Origin of the sequence: Paraburkholderia acidipaludis NBRC 101816, assembly GCF_000684975.1 — a bacterium.
GTDB classification, from domain to species: Bacteria; Pseudomonadota; Gammaproteobacteria; order Burkholderiales; family Burkholderiaceae; genus Paraburkholderia; species Paraburkholderia acidipaludis.
In genome coordinates, this window is record NZ_BAXZ01000006.1 from 63,560 (window position 1) to 85,600 (window position 22,041).

General features: G+C 60.7%; 16 protein-coding genes. 14 read left to right on the forward strand and 2 right to left on the reverse strand.

Annotation, left to right across the window (positions count from 1 at the left end; translation table 11 throughout):
- Positions 1-120 precede the first annotated feature (120 nt).
- The 4 genes from BAC01S_RS09055 to BAC01S_RS09070 all read left to right on the forward strand — a co-directional run bounded on the left by BAC01S_RS09055 (position 121) and on the right by BAC01S_RS09070 (position 5,907).
- Entirely contained in the window at positions 121-1,611 is a 1,491-nt protein-coding gene (locus BAC01S_RS09055; protein WP_169740113.1) for a class I adenylate-forming enzyme family protein, read from the forward strand.
- 98 nt (positions 1,612-1,709) lie between these two features.
- On the forward strand, positions 1,710-3,032 hold the full coding sequence (locus BAC01S_RS09060; RefSeq protein ID WP_043201693.1) for an MFS transporter: 1,323 nt from the start codon (positions 1,710-1,712) through the stop codon (positions 3,030-3,032).
- A 200-nt stretch (positions 3,033-3,232) separates the two neighbouring features.
- Positions 3,233-4,600, forward strand: coding sequence for an MFS transporter (locus BAC01S_RS09065; protein WP_027794478.1), 1,368 nt, complete (start codon positions 3,233-3,235; stop codon positions 4,598-4,600).
- Positions 4,601-4,662: 62 nt separating this feature from the next.
- Complete coding sequence (locus BAC01S_RS09070; RefSeq protein ID WP_027794479.1) at positions 4,663-5,907, forward strand: metal-dependent hydrolase family protein; 1,245 nt, start codon at positions 4,663-4,665, stop codon at positions 5,905-5,907.
- A gap of 108 nt (positions 5,908-6,015) precedes the next feature.
- Here BAC01S_RS09070 and BAC01S_RS09075 read toward each other — a convergent pair whose 3' ends face one another.
- Together BAC01S_RS09075 and BAC01S_RS09080 are read right to left on the reverse strand one after the other, a co-directional pair.
- The gene (locus tag BAC01S_RS09075) at positions 6,016-6,360 is read right to left on the reverse strand and encodes a DoxX family protein (RefSeq protein WP_043201697.1); all 345 of its coding nucleotides are present in this window, start codon (positions 6,358-6,360) and stop codon (positions 6,016-6,018) included.
- A 2-nt stretch (positions 6,361-6,362) separates the two neighbouring features.
- Complete coding sequence (locus tag BAC01S_RS09080) at positions 6,363-7,286, reverse strand: NAD-dependent epimerase/dehydratase family protein (RefSeq protein WP_027794481.1); 924 nt, start codon at positions 7,284-7,286, stop codon at positions 6,363-6,365.
- Positions 7,287-7,416: 130 nt separating this feature from the next.
- On the opposite strand from BAC01S_RS09080, the gene BAC01S_RS09085 reads away from it, so the two are divergent.
- From BAC01S_RS09085 to BAC01S_RS35920, 10 genes are all read left to right on the forward strand, one after another.
- Complete coding sequence (locus BAC01S_RS09085; protein WP_027794482.1) at positions 7,417-8,022, forward strand: TetR/AcrR family transcriptional regulator; 606 nt, start codon at positions 7,417-7,419, stop codon at positions 8,020-8,022.
- A gap of 984 nt (positions 8,023-9,006) precedes the next feature.
- Positions 9,007-9,738 carry a response regulator transcription factor gene (locus BAC01S_RS30740; protein ID WP_043201795.1) on the forward strand — a complete coding sequence of 244 codons (732 nt, stop codon included), beginning with the start codon at positions 9,007-9,009 and terminating at the stop codon, positions 9,736-9,738.
- A 103-nt stretch (positions 9,739-9,841) separates the two neighbouring features.
- Positions 9,842-13,213, forward strand: coding sequence for a hybrid sensor histidine kinase/response regulator (locus BAC01S_RS09095; RefSeq protein WP_027794483.1), 3,372 nt, complete (start codon positions 9,842-9,844; stop codon positions 13,211-13,213).
- A 357-nt stretch (positions 13,214-13,570) separates the two neighbouring features.
- Entirely contained in the window at positions 13,571-13,939 is a 369-nt protein-coding gene (locus BAC01S_RS34500) for a hypothetical protein (RefSeq protein ID WP_156954357.1), read from the forward strand.
- Between the two features lie 327 nt (positions 13,940-14,266).
- Complete coding sequence (locus BAC01S_RS09100) at positions 14,267-14,878, forward strand: fimbrial protein (protein WP_245616547.1); 612 nt, start codon at positions 14,267-14,269, stop codon at positions 14,876-14,878.
- Positions 14,879-15,126: 248 nt separating this feature from the next.
- Positions 15,127-15,882 (forward strand): fimbria/pilus periplasmic chaperone, encoded by a 756-nt coding sequence (locus BAC01S_RS09105; protein ID WP_027794485.1) that lies wholly within the window; start codon positions 15,127-15,129, stop codon positions 15,880-15,882.
- A 203-nt stretch (positions 15,883-16,085) separates the two neighbouring features.
- A complete protein-coding gene (locus BAC01S_RS30745) occupies positions 16,086-18,833 on the forward strand; it encodes a fimbria/pilus outer membrane usher protein (protein WP_245616548.1) in 2,748 nt (915 codons plus the stop codon).
- A 73-nt stretch (positions 18,834-18,906) separates the two neighbouring features.
- Complete coding sequence (locus tag BAC01S_RS33730; protein ID WP_084168424.1) at positions 18,907-19,425, forward strand: fimbrial protein; 519 nt, start codon at positions 18,907-18,909, stop codon at positions 19,423-19,425.
- A 113-nt stretch (positions 19,426-19,538) separates the two neighbouring features.
- Positions 19,539-20,621 carry a fimbrial protein gene (locus BAC01S_RS35355; protein ID WP_218001655.1) on the forward strand — a complete coding sequence of 361 codons (1,083 nt, stop codon included), beginning with the start codon at positions 19,539-19,541 and terminating at the stop codon, positions 20,619-20,621.
- A 978-nt stretch (positions 20,622-21,599) separates the two neighbouring features.
- A complete protein-coding gene (locus BAC01S_RS35920) occupies positions 21,600-21,866 on the forward strand; it encodes a hypothetical protein (RefSeq protein WP_027794486.1) in 267 nt (88 codons plus the stop codon).
- The last annotated feature ends 175 nt before the right edge of the window (positions 21,867-22,041 follow it).

Consider the following 22,041-nt stretch of genomic DNA (forward strand, 5'->3'; position numbering starts at 1 on the left):
GAAGTAGGCGAACGATCGCCATATTCGGCATGTCGCTTCGAAAAATAAACACCAATTGACACGCTTGTTTTTATGCTGTTTCGCGCAATGGCGCGGCCAATGCCGATCATCAGAACCGATATGTCAGACGAAACGAATGCAGGCGGCCTGGGCGGACAGGACGATATCTGGAACATCACGGAAGTGATCGAACGACGCGCGGCTGAGAATCCGGCCGCGATGGCGCTGATCCTGGCCGACCGGGTGCTGAGCTATCGCGAACTGGTGACGGCGATCCACGTCGTGGCTCGCGTGCTGCTCGATCGCGGCGTGCAACCGCGGCAGACGCTCGGCGTCTCGATGGGGCAGACCGCGTTGCACCTCGTCACGCTGCTGGCCATCGCGCGTATCGGTGCGGTCGCGGTGCCGCTGCATACCTCATTGCCCGCCGCGCGCCGGGTGCAGGTGGCAAGGCGATTCAACGTGTCGGCGGTCGTGTCCGGGCGAGGCGACATGCAGCTCGAGGGCTGGCCCTTCATTTCGCTCGACGGCGTGGATCAGGCCGCAGGGGGGACACTTTTGCCGCCGAGCGGCACGCAACGCGACGATCCCTGCTGGCTGTCGCTTTCTTCCGGTACCACGGGCGAGCCGAAGGGCGTGTTGCGCACGCATGGCTACATGCTGGACCGTGTCGGCAAATCGAGCTTCGCGCGCGGCCCTCATTCGCGTCTCTTGCCGATGGATCTGAACTTCGGAATCGGCTTCGGCCAGGCGATGCGAATGCTCGTGCTGGGCGGCGCCGTGGTGCTGGCGCCGAATCCGTTGCCCGCGCATCTTGCCTACATGGTCCGCTCGCATGCCGTGACGCACTGGCTCGTTTCGCCTGCCCTGGCAGAGGAGGTGCTGGCGCTGCTGGAGGACGACGGCATTCACTTCCCGACACTCGACTATCTGCAGGTCGTGGGCGACACCCCGAGCCCGCGTCTGCTCGATGCCTTGTTCCGCCGCTTTACGCCGAACGTGTATGTCGCTTACGGCGTTTCGGAAATCGGCCAGATCGCGATCGCCGACCCGGACACGCTCAGGCGCGCGCCGGCAAGTGTGGGCCGCGTGTGCCCCTGGGTACGGCTGGAAGTGGTCGACGGCGACGACCGGCCGGTGCCGGCGGGCCAGTCCGGCCGCCTGCGGGTGAAACTCGACTACATGTTCAACGACTACCATCTCGACCCCGCGCACACGTCGACGTGCTTTCGCGATGGGTGGTACTACCCGCGCGATCGTGCGCGGCTGGATGCCGAAGGGCTGTTGTACATCGAAGGCCGGGAAGACGACGTGTTCAACATCGGCGGCGGCAAGGTCTATTTCCGCGACGTCGACGGGGCGTTCGAAACGCATCCCGCGGTGCGCGAAGCGGCTGCATTCGTGTGGCGGCAAGCGGCCGGGCGCGACCTGCTCGCGATTGCCGTGAACATCGGCGCGCAGGTTTCCGGGCAGCAGCTGCTGAGCTGGGCCGAGCGCACGCTCGGACCGCAGTGCCCGGAGCGTATCGTGTTCGTCGACAGCTTCGTCCGCAGCGAGACCGGCAAGATCTTGCGCGACCGGCTTACCGAAAATTTCTCTGAACGCGCTTGAATCCACTGCCTGATTTTGCTGCCTGATTTTGCTACCTGAGTTCCCTTTTCATAGCCATTGAACCGCACATCCTGTGAAGCAGGGTGAAGGACCCTTGTGTGAATACGCCCGTTGTCGTCGATGTGTGCGCAGTCATCGATCGCCGTTCGCTCGGACGGCTGCAGAAGCTCATGCTGGTGCTCGGCTTTTGCATCATCGCACTGGAGGGCTTCGATCTCGCGGTAATGGGGTTCATCGTGCCGGTGCTGCGGCAGCAATGGCATCTCAGCCATCGCGCGCTCGGTTCCGCGCTGAGCGCGGCGCAATTCGGCCTGGTATTCGGCGCGCTGATAGCCGGCCCCCTGGCAGACCGCTTCGGCCGCAAGACCGTCCTGCTGTGCAGCGTGGCGGGCTTCGGCGCGTGCACGCTGCTCACCGCAACCGCGGGCGGATTGCCGATGCTCACGATCTTTCGTTTTCTGACCGGAGTGGGCGTGGGCTCGGTCGTGCCCAACACCGCCACGCTCATTTCGGAGTACGTACCAAAGCGGCTGCGCTCACGTTCGGTCGCGTTCATTATCTGCGGGGTGGCATTCAGTTCGGCGTGCGCGGGCTTCCTGTCGGCGTGGCTGATTCCGGCATTTGGCTGGCGCTGCCTGCTGGCTGTCGGCGGATTAGCCACGCTCTCGATGATCCCTGTGCTGGCCGTCGCAATGCCGGAATCGGTCCGCTTTCTGGTGGCGACAGAGGCGCCGTCCGCACGGATCCGCGCCATCATGGAACGGATGGCGCCGGGCGAGACGCCGGCGCGGTCTGTTTTTGTCGCATCGACGGAACCCGCGGGACGGGGCGAGACTGCGCTGGTATTGTCGCGGCGCTTCCGGTTCGGCAGTCTCATGTTGTGGCTGGCCTATTTCGCTGCGCTGTTCGCGAGCAATACGCTGTCGAGCTGGCTTCCAAGCTTCATCAAGGAATCGGGCTTCGGCTTTCAGTATGCCGCCACTGTCGCTGCGGTGTATCAGACGGGCGGCGTTGTCGGCGCGTTGGCGATGGGCTGGGCGATGGACCGTCACGATCTGCACAAGGCACCGGCGTTCGCATGCATTGCGAGCGGCGCGCTGTTTCTCGGTCTGGGGCTCGGGTTTCATTCGGAGTTGTTCACGATGCTGCAGGCGTTCGCACTCGGCTTCTCCCTGATCGGCGCAATATGCAGCGTTAATGCGCTGCCCACCGCTTTTTATCCGACGCGTGCCCGCGCAACGGGGTCCTGCTGGATGCACGGAGCCGGACGCTGCGGTGCAGTACTAAGTATTTTCTCCGGGGCGCAGATGCTGAGCATGGGATGGAGTGCCGACCGTGTATTCATGGCGCTGATCGTTCCGCCGATGGTGGCGGGCGGAGCGCTGCTGGCGAAGGGATGGTGCGGAGAGAGGGGCGGCTGATTCGAGCGCGGCGAGCGGCATATTTTGTGCGCGCTCCCAGATCGGGATGGCGCCGCCGCGCGCCCGCATAGCCACAGGGCGCCGTTATGCCGGAATCCGCATGTTCGGCGTGTTTTTTTGTCAAGACGCGCCTGTTTTGGCTCCATATACTCGCTTGACATTGCCCGGCGCCACGCCGCTCTCCCTTCCGGAGGCAAGCCATGTCGACGATTCCAGCACGCATAGAACGCATGCCGTACTCGAGCGTTCATCGTCGATTGTTGTGGCTGGGCGGGCTGGGCTACGTGTTCGACGCGATGGATGCCGCCGTGCTGGCTTTCATGCTGCCCGTGCTGCGCACGCAGTGGCATTTGAGCAGCGTGCAGACCGGGGTGCTCGGCAGCGGCACTTTCATTGGATATTTCTTCGGCGCCGCGGTGGCCGGCATTCTCGGCGACGTGATCGGCCGGCGCACGGTCATGGTGTGGGCGCTGATCATCTACTGCGTCGCATCGCTCATTAGCGCCGCGGCGCAAGATTGGCCTTTTTTCATGGCGATGCGCATCATCGCCGGTGTGGGCACCGGCGCCGAAAGCGCCATCGTGGCGCCGTTTCTCTCGGAGTTCGTGGCGCGCAAATATCGCGGCACGTTCACCGGCAGTCTGGCGGCATTCTTCTCGTTCGGGTTTGTCGCCGCGGCGGTGCTCGGTTATCTGGTCATTCCGCTCGCGCCCGACGCGTGGCGTGTCGTCTCGGTGATCACCGCGCTCCCGGTCGTCATGCTGCTGTGGTGGCGGCGCGCGCTGCCGGAATCGCCGCGCTGGCTCGACAGCCGCGGCAGAACCGCCGAGGCCGAGGCGATCGTCGACACCATGGAGGCGGAGCTGCGCGCCGCCGGCGTGCAGCTCGAGCCGCTGCAAGCGCACGAGCCGGTCCCCCTGGCAACCGCGGGGCGGGGCACACCGCTGGGCAACCTCAAGGCGCTCTTTTCGCGCGAGCTGGCGAGCATCACCGCAATGGCCTGGTTGATGTGGTTGTCGATCACGTTCAGTTACTACGCGTTCTTTACGTGGATCCCCGGCCTGCTGGTGCAAAGCGGCATGACTATCACACGCAGCTTTTCGTATTCGCTCGTCATGTACCTGGCGCAGATTCCCGGTTATTTTTCGGGGGCGTGGATCAACGAAAAGATCGGCCGCCAGGCCACCATCGCAACGTACATGGCCCTGGGCGGCATCTCGGCGCTGGGGCTCGCGCTCACGCACGGCAATGCCCAAATCCTGACGTCGGGCTTCCTGCTGTCGTTCTTCATGAACGGGACCTATGCCGGCGTTTACGCTTTCACGCCCGAAGTGTTCCCGACCGACGTTCGTGCGACCGGCATGGGCGTCGCTTCGGCTATCGGGCGCCTGGGCGCGATCGCCGCGCCCATCCTGGTCGGCTATCTCTATCCGCGCCTCGGCTTCGGCGGGGTGTTCGGCGCCACGACGCTGGTGCTGATCGTCGGCGCGCTCGCCGTTCTCATCATGGGCGTGCCGACGCGCGGCCGATCGCTGGAAGAAATTGCCGCCATGCGCCTGAAACGCTGAATCGTTCACAGCCTGCGCATCGCGCTCCCGCGCGAGGCAATCGAAAATCGAAGGAGGAACGTATGGACCGCATCCTGTTCAAGAACGGCGCTTTGCTCGATCCCCTGCAGGGCGCATTGCAGCCGGGCCACAATCTGCTGGTGGAGGGCGAGACGATCAAGGCGGTGTCGCAGCAGCCGATTGCTGCGCACGACGCGCAAGTGATCGACCTCGAAGGCAAGACCATCATGCCGGGCTTGATCGACCTGCACGCGCACATGATCGCAACGCAGTTCGACTTGCCGAGCCAGGCAAGAATGCCCAACGTTTTCATCACGCTCAAGGCGCTGCCGATCATGCGCGGCATCTTGCGGCGCGGCTTCACGACGGTGCGCGATGCCGGCGGCGCCGGCTTCGCGCTCAAGCAATCGATAGAAATGGGCCTCGCGCAGGGGCCGCGCCTCTTCGTCGCCGGGCGTGCGCTCAGTCAGACCGGCGGCCACGGCGACGTGCGCGCGCGCTCGGACTTCATGCCCGGCGACGCGCCGTGTAACTGCTGCGTGCGCGTCGGCGCCTTGAGCCGGGTGGTCGACGGTGTCGATGCGTTGCGCCGGGCGGTGCGGGAAGAACTGCAGATGGGCGCCGACCAGATCAAGATCATGGCTTCCGGCGGTGTCGCTTCGCCGACCGACCCGGTCGGCGCGCTCGGTTACTCGGAGGACGAGATCCGCGCGGTCGTCGCCGAAGCGCAGGCGCGCGGCACCTACGTGATGGCGCACGCCTATACGCCCGAATCGATGCAGCGCGCGGTGCGCTGCGGCGTGCGCACCATCGAGCACGGCAACCTGATCGACGCGCCGACCGCCGCGCTGATGGCCGAGTACGGCGCGTATGTTGTACCTACGCTGGTGGCCTACGAAGCATTGCATCTCGAGGGCGTGCGCTACGGCTTGCCCCCCGAGAGCGCGGCCAAGATCGACGTCGTGCGCGAGGCCGGTTTGAAGTCCCTGGAAATATTCAAGCGCGCCGGGGTCAAGATGGGCTTCGGCAGCGACCTGCTCGGTCCGTCGCATCGCATGCAAAGCGACGAGTTCGCGATCCGCGCGCAGGTCCTGACGCCCGCCGAGATCATCGGTAGCGCCACCACCATCGGCGCCGAAATCCTGGGCATGACGGGCAAGCTGGGACGCCTCGCACCGGGGGCCTATGCCGACGTGCTGGTGGTCGATGGCGATCCGCTGCGCGACTTGAAATGCCTCGGCGGCCAGGGCGACCACATTCCTCTGGTGATGAAGGGCGGTCGCGTCGAATTCAACGAATTGCATTGAACAGGGGTGCGATGGCTCTGGTGCAAACAGGCCCGCCGGATCGAGATTTACAGAAAATATTTCGACCGGTTTGCGTCCTGGGCTCATTTGCCTGACGGTGAGGACGTCTCAACCGCGAACAGCCAAAGTAGCCGCAATCAGAGCCGAAAAGACCAGTGCCGGGGCAAGATGCCGGAATGGCTCTCGATTTCGCACCAACGTGAAGAGCGCGCCTGACATGATCGCACCGGCCAACGCCAGGCCTAAGAGTCTGGTTTGTTGTCCAGGAAGCAGTGCCGCACTGAGCAATTCGAGCGCGCCACAAAGCAACTGAAACCATGCCGGATAACCCCAGCGTGCGAAGTCGCGCTTCACCGCGCCGGGTCTTGCGAGATTGACCACGCCGGCAACCGCGAACAGAGCCGCGACGATCATCGCGAGGGTCGATTCGAGAGACACGCTGTTCCACGCCATCGTCATGCTCCGTTGATTTGCTGAAAGTGTTTTGGTGCGGAGAGGTCCGCAATCAGGCCGGGGCCGTGGGGTTTCCACGCAAGAACTCGCCGGGCATGCTGACCGCTTACCGTCTGGTCGAGCGCCAGTGCGTCGGCGAACGGTCCAAGCGATTTGCGGGCGTCGTCGAGCGGCCAGAGTTCGACGCGATCGGCGCCGACCGAGGCCCGAATCGCTTCACCCATTTCGGCAACCGCAACAGCTTCTTCCGCGACCACGTTGAAGATCTGTCCCGCGATTCGACCGTTCCCGCTTGCCGCCTGCTCCACCGCGCTCAGGTAAGCTGTGGCGAGATCATCGACATGAACGGCAGGCCAGTGATTGCGGCCATCGCCAACGACCTTCACGCTGCCGGCCTGATGGACCATGCCGGCGAGCATGCCGAAGACGCCGCCGCCGTAGCCATGCACCATCGCTGGCCTGAGAATCACCGCGGCAATCGAGCGGCTCGCGGCAAGCGTCTGCACATGCTGCTCCACGGCAGGCCGCCAGGCGATGAGTGGTGTCGGGTTCAGCGCCGATGCTTCAGTCGCGGGCGCCCCCTTTGTATTGCCGTAGACCCAGGTGCCCGACGTATAGACAAACACCGCGCCCGGACGCAAATGCGAAAGCATCGCTACAACCGCGGCCTCGTCAGCAACGGCGGCGGAAGCATCGTTGGTCGACGCGGCGTGCACCACGCCATCCGCGGCACCGGCGGTCGCAGCGAAAGACTGCGGCTCACGCAGGTCGCCGGAATGCAGTTTCACACCGAGACGTGCCAGCGCGCTGGCGCCCGCCGACCCGTCCTGGCGCACCAGCGCCGTCACCTGATGGCCGAGGCTGATTGCCTTGCGCGCGACCGCCTGCCCGATGTAGCCAGTACCGCCTGTAATGAACAGTTCCAAAGCGTTCTCCCAACGATTGCGTGCGAAATTGGATAACCACAAGAAACGAGACTAACAAGTCTCGTTTCTGGAAATGTAGACGAGACTGGCCAGTCTTGTCAACTGCCCGGCGATCTGGTATTTATTTCGTATGAATGCTTCCTCTCTTTCTGGCCTGAGCCCGCTGCAACGGCGCAAGCGGACTGCCATCCTCGACGGCGCGAAAACCGTTTTTTTGAGCCAGGGTTTCGGCCTGGCAACGATGGACGACGTCGCGGCGGCCGCTGGCGTCGGCAAACAGACGGTCTACCGCCATTTCAAGTCGAAGGAGGCGCTCTTCGTTGGCCTGGTGAGCGCAATGTGCACTCAGGTGGGCGGAGTGCTTGCCGGCGCCCGGAACGAGCAATCCGCTGGCGCGCCCGAAGTCGAGTTGCGCGAGTTGGGATGGGTGTTGGCACAAATCCTGATCACGCCGGATTATCTGCGGCTTTACCGTGCCATCGTTGCCGAGGCCGAGCGTCTTCCAGAACTCGGCCAGGTGTTTTACGAAAATGGTGCAAAGGTCGTGCGTGCCTTCGCCGCAAAAATTCTGCGAAAGCGATTCGATGAATCCACTGCTGCATTGCGGGCAGCGACATTCGTTCAGCTGGTGCTGGGCGACGCGTATCTGGAACTGTCAATTGGCTACAAGGTGCCCGATGTTGAAGCGCGCTTTGCGCTGCAGATCGACGAGGCGGTGACAGCAGCACTTCGCTAACGGGGGCCGCACGGGATGTCGAGCCACTGCATGCAGAGTGCAACAGCGCGTAGTGCGGGAAGCACGATCCGGGAATACATCGCTGCACATTCACCGTCAACCGCAAGGGCCGTGCGCCGCGGTTTATCGGCGATGCCTGGGATTCCCGGGCGACGAGTTCTCTCGCGGATGCCGGAGGTGATGATTTTGGGACGCACCGAAGGTCCATGCATTCTGGATTGGGCAGATGCCGATAGACGAGTCGTTTCCGAACATGTCCGCAATTATTGGGTACTGGTAAGCGTTAAAGTCAAAGGCGTCCGGATTGGAGGAATTGGTTCCGCAAATCGCAGCGCATAAGATTGGAGCTGAGAACTGAATGCGGCGCTCACTCCGATTTGGCTCGTGTATACACGAATCCGTATCTATTCAGAGTCAACCAAGAGGCAGGAAAGTGAAGGGAGATCATACGGAGAGTCCGCTTTCGCTATCCGCGTTGAGCGTGCTGGTGACATTTGCACACCTTGGAAAGTTGGAGCAAGACTGCTTGCTGACAGAGGTGAACAAGTATTTGCTTGCATCGCCTGCTCAACAGCGCACGATAGTTGCTGGATGGACAATCGGTGCGGGGCAGAAAAGCAATTAGTTTGCGATTGCCGGGGGTGAGGAGTCAGCAGGGTGTGCTTGCTGATTTCCTGTGCGGAAAAATCTTGTAGGTCTAAATGTTTGCATTCCTTGTTGAATATTGGGCCGACATTGGCAGATTCAGCAATGACATAGCGGATATGCCGGCACGGCGTCTGTCAGATTTGCGTCGGCAGTGACGGAGTGTTATTGCTGGCGGGTCGATTCGTATTGGGTCGGGCGTAACCAAGCCTAGGAAAACGCGCGGTATCTGTGTCAGAATCTCCGTAAACCGTACATGTCTGGTGCGGCGGAGGGGTTGGTGCGGCTACGTTTAGCGTTTTTATGTTCTCGGGGCTCCGTCCTCGGGACGGGGGCGTTATGAAAATCGACCTGCTTGTTGCTGACGACCATCCAACTGTACTCGTGGGGGTTCTTCACGAGATCTCCCGTGTGCCAAGCTTCAATGTCATTGGCACTGCAAACAATTCAACAGAAATCGTAGAGACGCTGAAGTCATCGCACTGCGATATCCTGGTGACCGATTATTCGATGCCGGGCGGCGAGTTCGGCGACGGATTAATGCTGCTGGCTTTTCTGGCAAGGCGTTTCCCCGATGTCAAGGTCGTGGCTTTCACGATGATGGACAACATAGCGATGGTGCAGGAAATGCGCAAAGCAGGTATCCGAGCCATCGTCAGCAAGAGAGACGAAGCACGACACCTGATTACCGCAATTAACGAGGTCTACGCAGGGGCGGAATATTTTTCGCCTAGTGTAAGCAATGTGCTGGGCGTGAAGCAGAATCCCCATTCTGTCGTTGAATCGCCGGTCGACCGGTTATCGCCCAAAGAGCTGGAATTCCTCCGTCTCTTTGCGTCAGGTTATTCGGTGGGGCAGATAGCCGACAATTTGCATCGCAGCAAGCAAACCATTAGTGGGCAAAAAGTCAGTGTCAAGCGCAAGCTTGGCTTGACGCGGGACGCGGATTTGTTTCGGTACGCTTTCGATTCCGGCCTGGTCATGGGGCGGGAGGGCCGCCAAGATGCGGACGTCGCCGGCGCGGGTGGGACCGGGGGGGAGGAAGCGCCCGCGGCGGAGAGTGATGAGTGAGTCCGGCAACGGGGATTGTTGCGCCACTGTCCAGCGCGTAGCCACGCTGCACCACAACCGCTTCCGCTTGATTCAGGCAGATCAGCCAGCCTCGGGATAGGACATGCCCAAAATAAGCCGGTTTCGGCCACTGGCGGAACTGCGCCATTATCACCAGCTGGTGATGTTCGGCGGCGGGGTAGTCGTTACCGTCATGATTGTCCTGGCGTTTCTCGTCAACGTCGCATTGATGGCCAGGACCCAGATCGAGCACGAACGAGACCGGTTCACTGCCAACACGAGTCTCGTCATGGATACCATCCGGGTGGGCGAGACCTACGTCCGCACGTTGCTTGGCGCCATGGAACTGGCGTTGGAACAGAACAGAGTCGCGTCGCCGGAACTGGTGAAATCGTACGTTGACGGCGGGTGCGTATTGCACGCTCCGGCAGTGTTGGGCGACGAAGCACTGCTCGTCGTTGGCCGGCCCGGGTGCCGGCAGTCGGATGCCGCGTTGCCGCGACTTCTGGGGCTTGCTCTGGTGGAGCAGCAGATGGTCGCTATCGGCAGCATGTTGCCGGGCCGCGCGGCCGGGACAGCGTATTTCTATTATCGGGATGGCGACTTCGTAGGGATGGTGGTCCGGCCTTCGCATGTCGCGGCACTGCTGGACCAGATCCGGCGCGATCGTTCGGCGCTGATGCGGGAAATACGCGTTGAAACGACGATACCTGAGCCGCCCGATGGGAGCGAACAGGCCGGGGTCTTGTCGCGCAAACTGGAGTGGCTGCCTCCCCATGTGGATCCGCTATCGGGCGAAACGGCTGTTCGCCTGGGCGGCGTCGTGCTGGATAACGGCCTCCCGTTCGCAAGGGTGGAAGTCGAATACCCGTCCCGGGTCCTGCTTCGCGCCGTGGCTTCCAGTCTGAGCCCGGGCGACGGAGACGTCGGACAGGGAACCTATCTGATATCCGATCCCGCCGGGCAAACGATGATGATCACGACGACATCCGGCAAGGAGTGGGTGTCCGTGTCGCCGTCCGGGGGCCTGGCGGTCCGGCAGACCGGCGATCATAAGGGGCTGGGCGATCTCGCGGGACATCTGGTCAGCTTCTCGCAAAGCCTTGGCGACACGGGATGGACGTTGACCTACGTCTTTTCCTGGCAGCGCATTGTCGAGGCCATCGCGAAGCACGTGCTCATCGCGGCCTACGCTTCGTTTGCGATTCTGTTGACGCTCTGGACGGCCTTGCTTCTCTTGATGAAGCGGTATTTCAAGCCCATCATGGATCAGTCCGGCCGCGTGTTCGAAAGCGAGCAACTGAGCCGAACATTGATAGAAACGGCGCCGATAGGCCTGAGTTTGATCGCAAGGGATAGCGGCGCTTCGCTTCTGAGCAGCCCCACCATGTTCAGGGTGGGGGACGCGGCGGTTGCGGCGCTTCTGGCGCAGGTGCACAAGGGGGAACTCGTGCTGCCGCCGGTGGGGCGCAATGGAGCGCAGAGAATCGTCAAACCGGTCGAGATCGAACTGGACTCGCCATCGGGCGGCACGAAAGTCTATTCCGTCAATGTCTCGTCGGCCCGATATCTCGGCCAGGACATCCTGGTGGCGGCGTTCTCCGACATTACCGAACAGAAGCAGCTAGAGACTTATCTCCAGGAAGCGAAGCAGGCGGCAGAGTCTGCCAACGCGGCGAAGTCCACCTTTGTGGCGATGATCAGCCACGAGATACGGACGCCGTTGAGCGCGATCATCGGTAATCTCGAATTGCTGGGGGATTCGCCGCTGAATCAGCTGCAACGGGCCCGGCTGGCGACGATACGCGCATCATCCGCCGGACTCCTTAATATTATCAACGACGTGCTGGACATTTCGAGAATCGGGTCCGGGCAAATGAACCTGGAGACCGTTCCGTTCAAGGTGGTGCCCGTTATCGAGCAGGCCCTCATGCTGTTCTCGCCCGTAGCCGCCGGCAAGGGAATCATGCTGGTGAGCGAGATCGACATGGATATCGCGCAGGAAATCATTGGCGATGCCAACCGGCTGGGGCAGGTCATTCACAATCTGCTCAGCAATGCCATCAAGTTCACCGCAACGGGCAGGGTCAAGGCGGTGGCGAGGATCGACGCCGGTCAGCACGCTCTCGTGATCGAGGTTCTGGATACCGGCATCGGCATGACGAAAGCGCAGATGAGCCGGATATTCGAGCCGTTTGTCCAGGCCGATGCGTCCGTGGCCAGCCGGTTCGGCGGCACGGGCCTTGGGCTTTTTCTGTGCCAGTGGTTCGTCCGCGCGATGTCGGGCAGCCTGGCCGTGGAAAGCAGCGTGGGCGTGGGGAGCCGCTTTATTGTGCAGCTGCCGCTTGGCGATCAGGTTCGTATTGCCGCCGGTACGTCGGGGCTGCATGGCAGAGCCCTGTTTCTGGTGACTTCGGATGAGTGGTGTGCGTGGGCCGTGCCCCATCTTCAGCGTTGGGGGTTGTCGGTTCTGCACCAGCGGCGCCTGGATTCATTGGCGAGCGACGAAGTGAGCCAATATGACGTGGTCGTACTCTGCAACGGCGGGTCGGCCTGGACGCAGGACAATGAAGACCGGATCGTCGACGCTGCGAAGTGGATCGTGGATTGCCAGATTGATGCGCCGGCCCGCCCGGTGCAGACGGGAAAGCTGATCACGGTTTCGACCAGCTCGATTACCGCGCTGCATGACGCCGTGTGCATGGCGTTGGCCGGGGGCCTCCATCCTGCCGCGGGTCTTGCGACCGTCGAGCCTGACGACGAGGGAACGGCCAGGCGCCCAGCATTGCGTCGGCCCGTTCGCGTACTGGCAGCGGAAGACAATCCGGTCAACGCGCAATTGCTGGCCGACCAGTTGGAGAAGCTGGGCGCCGACGCACGGGTGGTCAATTCGGGGACGGCGGCGTTGGCCGAGCTGCGCTCGAAACCATGGGACGTCCTGCTTACGGATCTCAACATGCCCGACATGCGCGGGGATGAGGTGTGCGCCGCCGCGCGCGCGGCGTTGCCGGATCTGCCGAGTTTCGTGATCACGGCACAGGCAACGGCTGACGAACGGGAGCGGTGCGTGCAGGCCGGCGCCACCGACATCCTCCTGAAGCCGGTATCCGTGCAGACGCTGTACAAGCTGTTGCGAGATCTGAACGTTTCGGAACCCGCTTCCATGGGCGAGCCACCTGAAGAGGTCGCGGAGTCGATTCCGGCCCATCTGCGCGCGAGCTTCGCGGCAACCAGCTCGAAATCCATCGAGTCGCTCCGCCGCGCGTGCGGCGATCACGACGAAGCGCAGATGCGCGCCGAACTGCATTCCCTGAAGGGCATGCTTTTCGTGACCGGGCTCAGAGCGCTGGCGGCCCGGTGCGAAGAGATGGAGGAGGCGCTAAGGCGCGGCGCCGCGGACTTGCGCGAGCCGCTAGAGGAACTCGCCGCGCAGCTTGCCGCGGTGCTCGCCGCTGGCGCTGAAAGTGCCGGTTAGCTCTATCGGGCTGTAGTTCTTACCGGCAGTTCTCTCCAGAACGCAGGATCGCGTTTCCGGACAAGTCAGGACCAGGCGCCGGCTCTCCGGGAATAGCATCATTACGTTATTGCTGACTTTTCGATGCACAGCAACGCGTGATACACGCGCCCCTGTTCGCTTTATGAAAGCGCGCCCTGCGCTTCCTTCTCTTGCATTGGCTCGCAGCCAATTTGCGAGTGAACAAAATCGCCAGATATTCCAGGTGATGTAGCGATTAATCAGAAACGGCAGGATAACAACCGACAGCGAAGTCGGTCAATTTGCTTTCTGAGAACGCTATCCGGCACTGATCGCGGTGCCGGCACATGGGAATTCGTGCTGAAAATGGACGCTGCGAAAACAACCTATTACGAAGAAAGGAATATCACGGTTGCAGTAATGTGGATGATTGCCGCCGGATTTGTATTTATATTCGGATCGTGCGCGGCACTGCTGTACCTTGGTTTTCAGCCCCAATTTACGCCGGTCCTCAACGGATATCTGGCAACGAAAACCGTGACCTACCATGTGGGCTGCTCCGGTTCCACGCAAGATGCCAGCGCGTGCCTGGCAAAGGCGCTCGATACCTGCGGGCGCAAAAAAAAATGGCACTCAAACGCTTTATGTAAGAAAAATCTCGTCGAGCGGAGAAGGAAAGCCGGTCGAAATCGCCTTCATGTGCGAACAAGATGCGGGTTCCGGTGATGGAGCAAGCTCCGGACTGCGTTGAGCCGACGGTTGAAACCGGGTTGGATAATGGTTCGCTGCGCGAGTTTAGAAATTTGCATTTTTTAAACTTTAAGCAATTCTGGTCGAATTATTGTCACCGATAAAATATAAAAAATGAAAAACCTGGGTAACTGAAGGCTGTTTCCATACTAGTCTTGATCCCGAAAGCTGCTCATCCTTCGATAATTCTATTGGTCCCGAGATTGAGGGGCGAAGAAACCAGACCCGTAGATTCAACGCGGCTCCCGGTAGTAAATCGCTAATTGATAGATGCGGTTGATGCCATTCGGTGGAATCGATTGAATGGATCTGGTCATTTTAAAGACGATGAAAATTCAGGAAAGTTTGAAAATGAAGAAGATCGCTATTGGCACGATCGCTGCTGCGATGGGTCTGGCTGCTGCTGTTGCTGCGCACGCCACTCCGGCAAGCAACGGTGGTGTGCTGACCATCAATGGTACGCTGACGTCCAACACCTGCACGGTGAGCGGCAACGGCCAGGGCACCAACTTCGCAGTGACGCTGCCGACCGAATCGGCTTCGGCACTCTCGGCCGCCGGTTCGACCGCTGGCGCAACGGGCTTCAACATCGCCCTGACGAACTGCACGCCGGGCATCAACAACGTGCACACGTTCTGGGAATACGGCTCGACGACGCTGGCCGACGGCAATCTGGAGAACACCCTCTCCGGCGCCAATGCCGCCACCGGCGTGGAAGTGCAGCTGCTCGACTACAACAACGGTTCGAAGGTCATCGACGTGAGCAAGGCCGACGGCGCGCAGAACTCGCAATCGGTCGCAATCGTCAGCAACGGCGCGACCCTGCAGTACGCAGCGCAATACTTCTCGCCGGCCGGCAGCGCAGCTGCGGGCCAGGTGACGACCAACGTTACGTACTCGATGGTCTACCAGTAATCCACTGGTATGCGGACGGGGCGCCCGAGCGCCTGTCGTCCGCAACTGTTGGTCTCGAAAAAGCAGCTGTCGCAATACCTGATCCTCCGGGTTGGGGTAGGCCTGTGGGTTGGGTCTTGTGTGCAGCTGCTTCCTTTCGCGTGACCTTGTTTGTGTTGTCCGCACTCAGATGCCAATGCCCGCACGGGTGGTGCCGCACGAATGCGCGAAACAGCATTTCACAGAATTTTGTTCTCTGGTTGAGCGTCATGAATATCCGAAAACTTCTCAGCAGCGCCATGGCCGCAGGTGCGCTGGTTCTGGGCGCGATGGTGCCCGCCATGTTACCTGTTGCGGCGCATGCATCGGTCGTCATCGCGGGTACGCGCGTGGTCTATAACGCTACGGATAGCGAAGTGACGCTCAAACTCTCCAACGCCGGCCAGTCGCCGGCGTTGACCCAGGTATGGCTCGATAAGGGCGACCCGAAGGCCGACCCGAGCAAGCTCGATCTGCCTTTCATCCTGACGCCGCCGCTCGCACGCATCGATCCGGGCAAGTCGCAGACCATCCGCATCGCCTATACCGGCGAAGCCCTGCCGAAGGACCATGAAACCCTGCTGTGGTTCAACCTGCTCGAAGTGCCGCCCAAGCCTACGGCGGATCAGGCAGGCGATAACTACGTGCAGCTTGCGTTCCGCTCGCGCCTGAAGTTCTTCTTCCGTCCGGCGGGTCTGCCGGGCAGGGCCGACGATGCACCGGACAAGCTCACGTGGCACGTGGGCGATAAGGACGGCAAGCCTGCGCTGCTGGTTTCGAATCCCACGCCCTATTACGTCACGATCATCGAAGCCCATGTGGGCGAGGGCGCACATGCACCGAAATTCGATGAAGGCGACATGGTGGCGCCCGGTGGGCAGACCGCGTTGCCGCTCTCGGCTGCTGCCGGAGCGGGGGGCAAGGTGAGTTTCACCACCCTTAACGACTACGGTGGCCCGATCAAGCACGAGGCGGCACTCCAGTAATACCACTGCGCGTTCGATTTCAGGGCGCGCGAATTCCATGTAATCAGGATTCCAAAGTAATTCTCAACTGAGCATTGCCGCGGATAGGCTTGAGTCGCGCTAAGCGAACAAAACCAGTAAAACGCTGCGAGGTAGAAGGTCCACGAGCCGGTGACTCGACGCCCCGGTTGGGGCAGTGCTGCCTGCGGACCTTGATCAGAACCATGAGCCATCAGTCACAGTCCCATTTCAATCACACGCACGCCGGTTCGCTTTCGCTTAGCCAGGCTAGTGTGGCCGTGCTGCTCGCGTTTGCGGCTGCAGCGGCCCAGGCCGGCGATCTTCCAGATGCCAGTGCGCCGGCTCAGCCGGGTCCGGCAATTTCTGTGACCGATGTGCAGAGCGCTCCACTGTCCACGTCCTCCGCTCAGCCTGCAACGAGCGGGAATGCAGTTGCTCAGGCCGCGCCGGGGAATGGCATTGCAGGTGCGCCGGCCGGCCAGAATACGCCGGCACCGGCGGCCGCACCCCAGAGCGTCGAGTTCAACACCCAATTCTTTAGCGGCACCGGAGCGGCAAGCACGGACATCTCCCGCTTCAACAAGGGCAATGCAGCATTGCCGGGCCACTATCGTGCCGCGCTCTATGTGAACGGCATCTGGATCGGTGTAGCCGACGTCACGCTGCGCGAGATCGACGGCCAAAAGAACAATGTCCAGCCGGTATTCGACCGTGATCTGCTCGCCCGCGCGGGCGTCGACATCATGCGCCTGCCGGAAGCGGCGAGCCTGAAGCTCGATGCCGTGGCCAAGGGCGATAGCGCCGTCGTGCTGCCCGAGCTGATTCCTCAAGCGACTGCAACGTTCGATCCGGGCGAGCAGCGTCTCGACCTGAGCATTCCGCAGGCCGCATTGAGCCGCAACGCACGCGGCTGGGTAGACCCGAAGTACTGGGACGACGGCGTGACGGCGGCGACGCTGCAGTACAACGCCAACGTTTACCACACGAACGGCAGCGGTTTTTCGAGCACGCAGGGGTACCTGGGTCTCAATGCCGGATTGAACGTGGGCGCCTGGCGCTTCCGGTATAACGGCAACGTGACGAGCCAGACGGACTCCGGCACGCACGTGCAGAGCATGCAAACGTATCTGCAGCGTTCGTTCACGCCCATCAAGAGCCAACTCACGCTGGGCGACTCGTACACGGACGGCGAAGTGTTCGACAGCTTCGGCGTGCGCGGCGTGCAACTGGGCACGGACGACCGCATGTACCCCGAATCGCAGCGGGGCTATGCGCCGACGGTGCGCGGCATTGCCAACACCAATGCCAAGGTTCAGGTCAAGCAGAACGGCAACATTATTTACGAAACGACCGTTGCACCGGGTGCGTTCGAAATCAATGACCTGTATCCCACCGGTTACGGCGGCGACCTGCAGGTTGTCGTGACCGAAGCCGACGGTAGCCAGCACGTTTCCTCGGTGCCGTATGCGGCGCCGGTGAACGCGCTGCGCGAGGGACGCTGGCGTTACTTCGTGACTGCGGGCGAGTATCGCGATACGAGCATTAACGGCCATCCGTTCGTGTTCGAAGGGACGTTGCAGCGCGGTCTGAACAACTTCGTCACGCTGTATGGTGGCTTGATCGGCGCCACGGATTACGTCGCGGGCGAGGGCGGGGTTGCGGTGAATACGCCTCTTGGCGCCTTTGCTGTCGACGTGACCCAGGCGAACACGAATATTCCGCAGATGCCGAGCCGCAGCGGCCAGAGTTTGCGTCTTTCGTATTCGCGCGTATTTACCCCCACGGATACGGATGTCACGCTGGCCGCCTATCGCTATTCGACCAGCGGCTATCTGAGCCTGGCTGATGCGATGACGCTGCGCGATTACGCGCAGCGCGGCATTGCTAACACCTACACCGGCATCCAGAAGGGCCGGCTCCAGCTCACGCTGAACCAGACGCTGGGCTCCTGGGGTTCGGTCTACGCGTCCGGCTATGTCCAGAACTACTGGAACCGGCAGGGCACCGACACGTCGTTCCAGGTCGGCTACAACACCAACATCCGCCGGGTGGGCGTAGGCGTTTCGGCCTCGCGCGAATACGACACCAGTTCGTCGCGATGGGACAACCGTTTCATGCTCAACCTGAACGTTCCGCTCGACATCGGTTCGACCATTGCCAACACGTCCACGAGCTATACGCACGACTCGCTCACGAATACGGACCAGATCCAGGAGAGCTTCAGTGGTGCGGCCGGCAAGGACAACCAGATCAACTATGGCGCCACGGCGGGCTATACCACCGGCGGACAGGGCGCAAGCGTGAACGCCAATGCGGGCTATCTCGCGCCGTTCACCCAGGCACGCGTCAACGCGGGCTACGCGAACGGCTATACGCAGGTGGGCGGCGGCATGACGGGCTCGGTAGTCGCCTACGAAGGTGGTGTTGCGCTCACCTCGCAGACCGGCGACACGCTGGCGGTGATCGAGGCGAAGGATGCGGTAGGCGCACGTGTGGCCAGCGCACCGGGTGTGGTGGTCGATACGCACGGTCATGCCGTGATAGCCGGCATGATGCCGTACGAACTGAATGACGCGGAAATCGACACCAAGGGGCTGCCGATGGGTGTCGAACTCAAGAGCACCGAGCAGCACTTCGCGCCAACTGCGGGTGCGGTGGTGCGCGTGAAGTTCGATACGGAATACCGCGGCCAGGCGGTCATCATGAGCCTGCGTCGCACGAACGGAGACGCCGTGCCGTTCGGTGCCGATGTTCTTGACAGCAACGGAAATAGCGTTGGCACGGTGACCCAGGGTAGCCGCGCCATGTTCTTCAGCAAGCAGGCGGCCAACGACCTGACCGTCAAGTGGGGCGAGGGCATTGGACAGAGCTGCAAGGTTCACTACGACATGCCGGTAGCCAAGAAGGGCGAGGCGATGACGACCCAGTTTGCTGATGCGAGCTGCCAATAGATGATTTACGCACAACTGGAACGTCTTAGGCGTCGCAATCGAACGAAATCACTGAAGAGAGAGCACATTGAGTATGCGCATTTTTAGATTATTTTTGGCCATCCTCGCCACAATGACAGCGGGATCGGCGTTCGCGGTAGATGGAACCATAAGTCTCTCGGGGACATTTCTGGTGCCGTCTTGCAGTATTGATAGCTCGACGCAGAATCAGACCATCAGCTTGGGTAGCGTTCCGATCACGAACTTTACTTCTGTCGGTAGCACCACCAATCCTGCGGCATTTAATTTGAATCTCGTCAGTTGTGCGCCGGGCACGAACGTCACGATGACCGTGGCGGGTACGATAGATACGGTTCCGAGTGTCCTCCAGAATACGGGCACTGCCACGAAAGTGGGTGTGCAAATCTTGAGAGCCGGCAGCATGGGTGCTACGACAGGCGCACCGCTTGCTCTCAACAACGCAATCAGTCTAGGTGCAGTCGGTACCGGAAGTACGATGACGATTCCGTTAGTTGCACAGTTTTACGGTCTCGGTGCGGTTACGGCAGGTACCGTGTCGGCAACAGCAACAGTCAACTTTACGTATAACTAATTATTTTGCTAATCGATGCGGCGTTCGAAAGAAACGGGTCTCGGTGTTCGAATCGGGTAACGCATTTTCGCTCAATGCCGATATTGGGCGTATCTAGCTAACTGAGTTTACCTATGAATTTCTTCAATGTACATAAATCTAGGTGTTGTAGCTTTCTTTTAGCTATCGCAACGTTTGCGATGGTGCTGGGAGCCAAGGGGGCATGGGCTGCCGCTGGCAGTTGCTCGGGCAGCGGTGCGTCGTACACCGTCACCATGCCGGCGAGCGTTACTGTACCCAGAGACACAACGGCCCCCACACAGTTGACCGCTTGGGTGCAAAGTGCTCAGAACACAGCCATCTACAATTGTTCGGGTGGCTCCGCATGGTACGGTATGGCTGTGGCGCCGAACGGCTTGGTTGACTCGGGGGTGACCTGGAGCAACGGGGGGCAGATGTATCACTTGTATCAAACGTCGGTGAATGGCGTAGGCTTGGCATTAGCTTTTAACGAATACAACGAGAACACCGGCAATTGGACAGGATATCTTGCAGTTAACCCGAGCGGCGCCACAGGGGCGGGTTGGAGTGGCCCACCTCCTGCTGGCTGGACCGGTGGCGGTTCCAGCGGCGGCAGTACCAATCACGGTGGTCTGATCCAAGCCGCACTTGTTAGTTACGGGCCAGTGAGCGCGGGCAGTACGAGTGGAGGTCAGGTTTTGAAGGGTGCGGCCTATGGTTCGGACGTCGGTATTCTCAGTCTCCCTTACTCGTCTTATTCGATCACGGCTACGGCAATCAACGTAGTCGCGTGTACTACACCGGATGTTACGGTGCCGCTAGGAACGCACAAGACGACCGAACTGACGGGGGTGAATACAACCACCGCAGCCGTCGGTTTTAACATCGCGCTGAATAACTGTCCGGCTGGGATCAATAAAGTTTACTACGAAATTGATAATGCGACATCCATAGCGAATGCGTCGCAATCGGTTGTGGCGTTGGACGGTACATCGACTGCAACAGGTATGGGTGTACAAATACTCAATAGTAGTGGCTCGCCGCAGACACTGGGCTCGAAAGTCCAGTATACGGGCTACAACACCTCTGGCGGTAGCTTTAGCATTCCGCTCCAGGCCCGCTACTACCAGACAGCATCCGCCGTTACACCAGGTACCGCAAATACGTCGCTGACCTTCATCATGACCTACCAGTGAACCTTCATTTGAGTGGTGATTTGATATGTGACGGTCTTCGTAGATATTTGGGCGGGGTTCCTTGTTATGTGAGTGCTCTTGTGGTGGTTGTAATGGACTCGGATCGCCGCAATTTCGTACATATAGTGAAACATCGCGATCTGTGAATCGCGATGTTTATGATACCGATATCCCGGGAACGAAAACATAATCAAACGATAGGCGCGTCGTTTCACGATTTTGCATGTTATTCCGGGTAGTCCACGATGCCGACTCTCCGCGAGGGAACGTTTATCTGGGTCCAAAGCACTGACTATCTGTCCTTCCATTTCGGCGCATTTTACGGGCTCAGTAAGCGATCTAGGCGTCTTCTTGAGCAGACGCGTCTGGAGTATCGGTAGCCGGCTACAAGATCGCCCCATTCACGGTTGTCGCGGTCTGTTGTCAGTTGGACCGCAATCCGGGTGCTGCTGCGCTTTTCTCGCAGACCGGTACGGTGCCGTACGGAGCTAGCCAGCAATGCATCTATGGTGTCGGTGCACAGTACTATCTACTTCGCGAGTGTGTATCAGCACTCTTCGGTGATCTGTATAACAACGGCCATGGTGTTGGTACGGGAAATGTGGCATCTATCGCGGGTCTGTTGCCACCGTTCTTCAAGCCCCATCAGATGGCATGACGGCAGGCATGCGTCTGCGCTTCCAAGCCGCGCGCCGCGGCACAGCCGTTTGTGACGCGCCGTGCCGACCCACCCACCGGTTGTGGGTGGGTCGGCACGGCTTTTTCCGCCTTATTTTTCCCTTTCCAGCGCTGTTGATCGACGCACCGTGGTCTGGGGACAGACCGTGCCACTCGCGGCTCGCGCGGGGCACGATTTCAATGTTCGCCGAGATGGGACCGGCGAGGATGCGTGAGCGCTAACTCGGCTATCGACTATCGGCTATCGGCTATCGCCTTTCTTCCATGGAATCGGAGCAGCGGGATGGAACAGGGGACTCCATGAAGGTGTGGGTGGCAGTCAAGTGCGTAATGGATGCGAACGTGAAGGTCCGCGTCAAGCCGGATAAGTCCGGCGTCGGCTTGGCAAACGCAAGAATCGTGAAGGCAAAGGAGAAGCCGCAGGAAACGGTTAGACCCGAGAATTCAGTGTGGTTGTCACGCTACGTCCGAAGATGTTTAAAGTCCTCGAAGCGCAGCGCAGGCTTGAAGGTGCTGGACGCAAAGACGCTGGTCGAGACGCTGAAGACCGAAGCTAAGGCGCTGTGAGGGGAGCGGATGGACATGATGCCGCTGTGCCCGAGCTTGCTTCGGCAATGTGAACGGTGGATCAAAGAATCAAGGTGGCGAATACCCGAGGCGATCTCTATGGACGCTCGGCGTCAGGGAGGTGTAATGTTCCAGCAGCGCAGCGTCGGCGAGCGAAGCGTGGCCGGCGCCGTAG

Excerpts from the sequence above, each read along its gene's own strand:
- BAC01S_RS09095 (WP_027794483.1), top strand. The coding sequence starts at position 9,842 with ATGCCCAAAATAAGCCGGTTTCGGCCACTGGCGGAACTGCGCCATTAT.
- BAC01S_RS09075 (WP_043201697.1), bottom strand. The coding sequence starts at position 6,360 with ATGGCGTGGAACAGCGTGTCTCTCGAATCGACCCTCGCGATGATCGTC.
- BAC01S_RS09055 (WP_169740113.1), top strand. The coding sequence starts at position 121 with ATGTCAGACGAAACGAATGCAGGCGGCCTGGGCGGACAGGACGATATC.
- BAC01S_RS09070 (WP_027794479.1), top strand. The coding sequence starts at position 4,663 with ATGGACCGCATCCTGTTCAAGAACGGCGCTTTGCTCGATCCCCTGCAG.
- BAC01S_RS33730 (WP_084168424.1), top strand. The coding sequence starts at position 18,907 with ATGCGCATTTTTAGATTATTTTTGGCCATCCTCGCCACAATGACAGCG.
- BAC01S_RS35920 (WP_027794486.1), top strand. The coding sequence starts at position 21,600 with ATGAAGGTGTGGGTGGCAGTCAAGTGCGTAATGGATGCGAACGTGAAG.
- BAC01S_RS09085 (WP_027794482.1), top strand. The coding sequence starts at position 7,417 with ATGAATGCTTCCTCTCTTTCTGGCCTGAGCCCGCTGCAACGGCGCAAG.
- BAC01S_RS35355 (WP_218001655.1), top strand. The coding sequence starts at position 19,539 with ATGAATTTCTTCAATGTACATAAATCTAGGTGTTGTAGCTTTCTTTTA.
- BAC01S_RS30745 (WP_245616548.1), top strand. The coding sequence starts at position 16,086 with ATGAGCCATCAGTCACAGTCCCATTTCAATCACACGCACGCCGGTTCG.
- BAC01S_RS09100 (WP_245616547.1), top strand. The coding sequence starts at position 14,267 with ATGGATCTGGTCATTTTAAAGACGATGAAAATTCAGGAAAGTTTGAAA.
- BAC01S_RS30740 (WP_043201795.1), top strand. The coding sequence starts at position 9,007 with ATGAAAATCGACCTGCTTGTTGCTGACGACCATCCAACTGTACTCGTG.
- BAC01S_RS09065 (WP_027794478.1), top strand. The coding sequence starts at position 3,233 with ATGTCGACGATTCCAGCACGCATAGAACGCATGCCGTACTCGAGCGTT.
- BAC01S_RS09105 (WP_027794485.1), top strand. The coding sequence starts at position 15,127 with ATGAATATCCGAAAACTTCTCAGCAGCGCCATGGCCGCAGGTGCGCTG.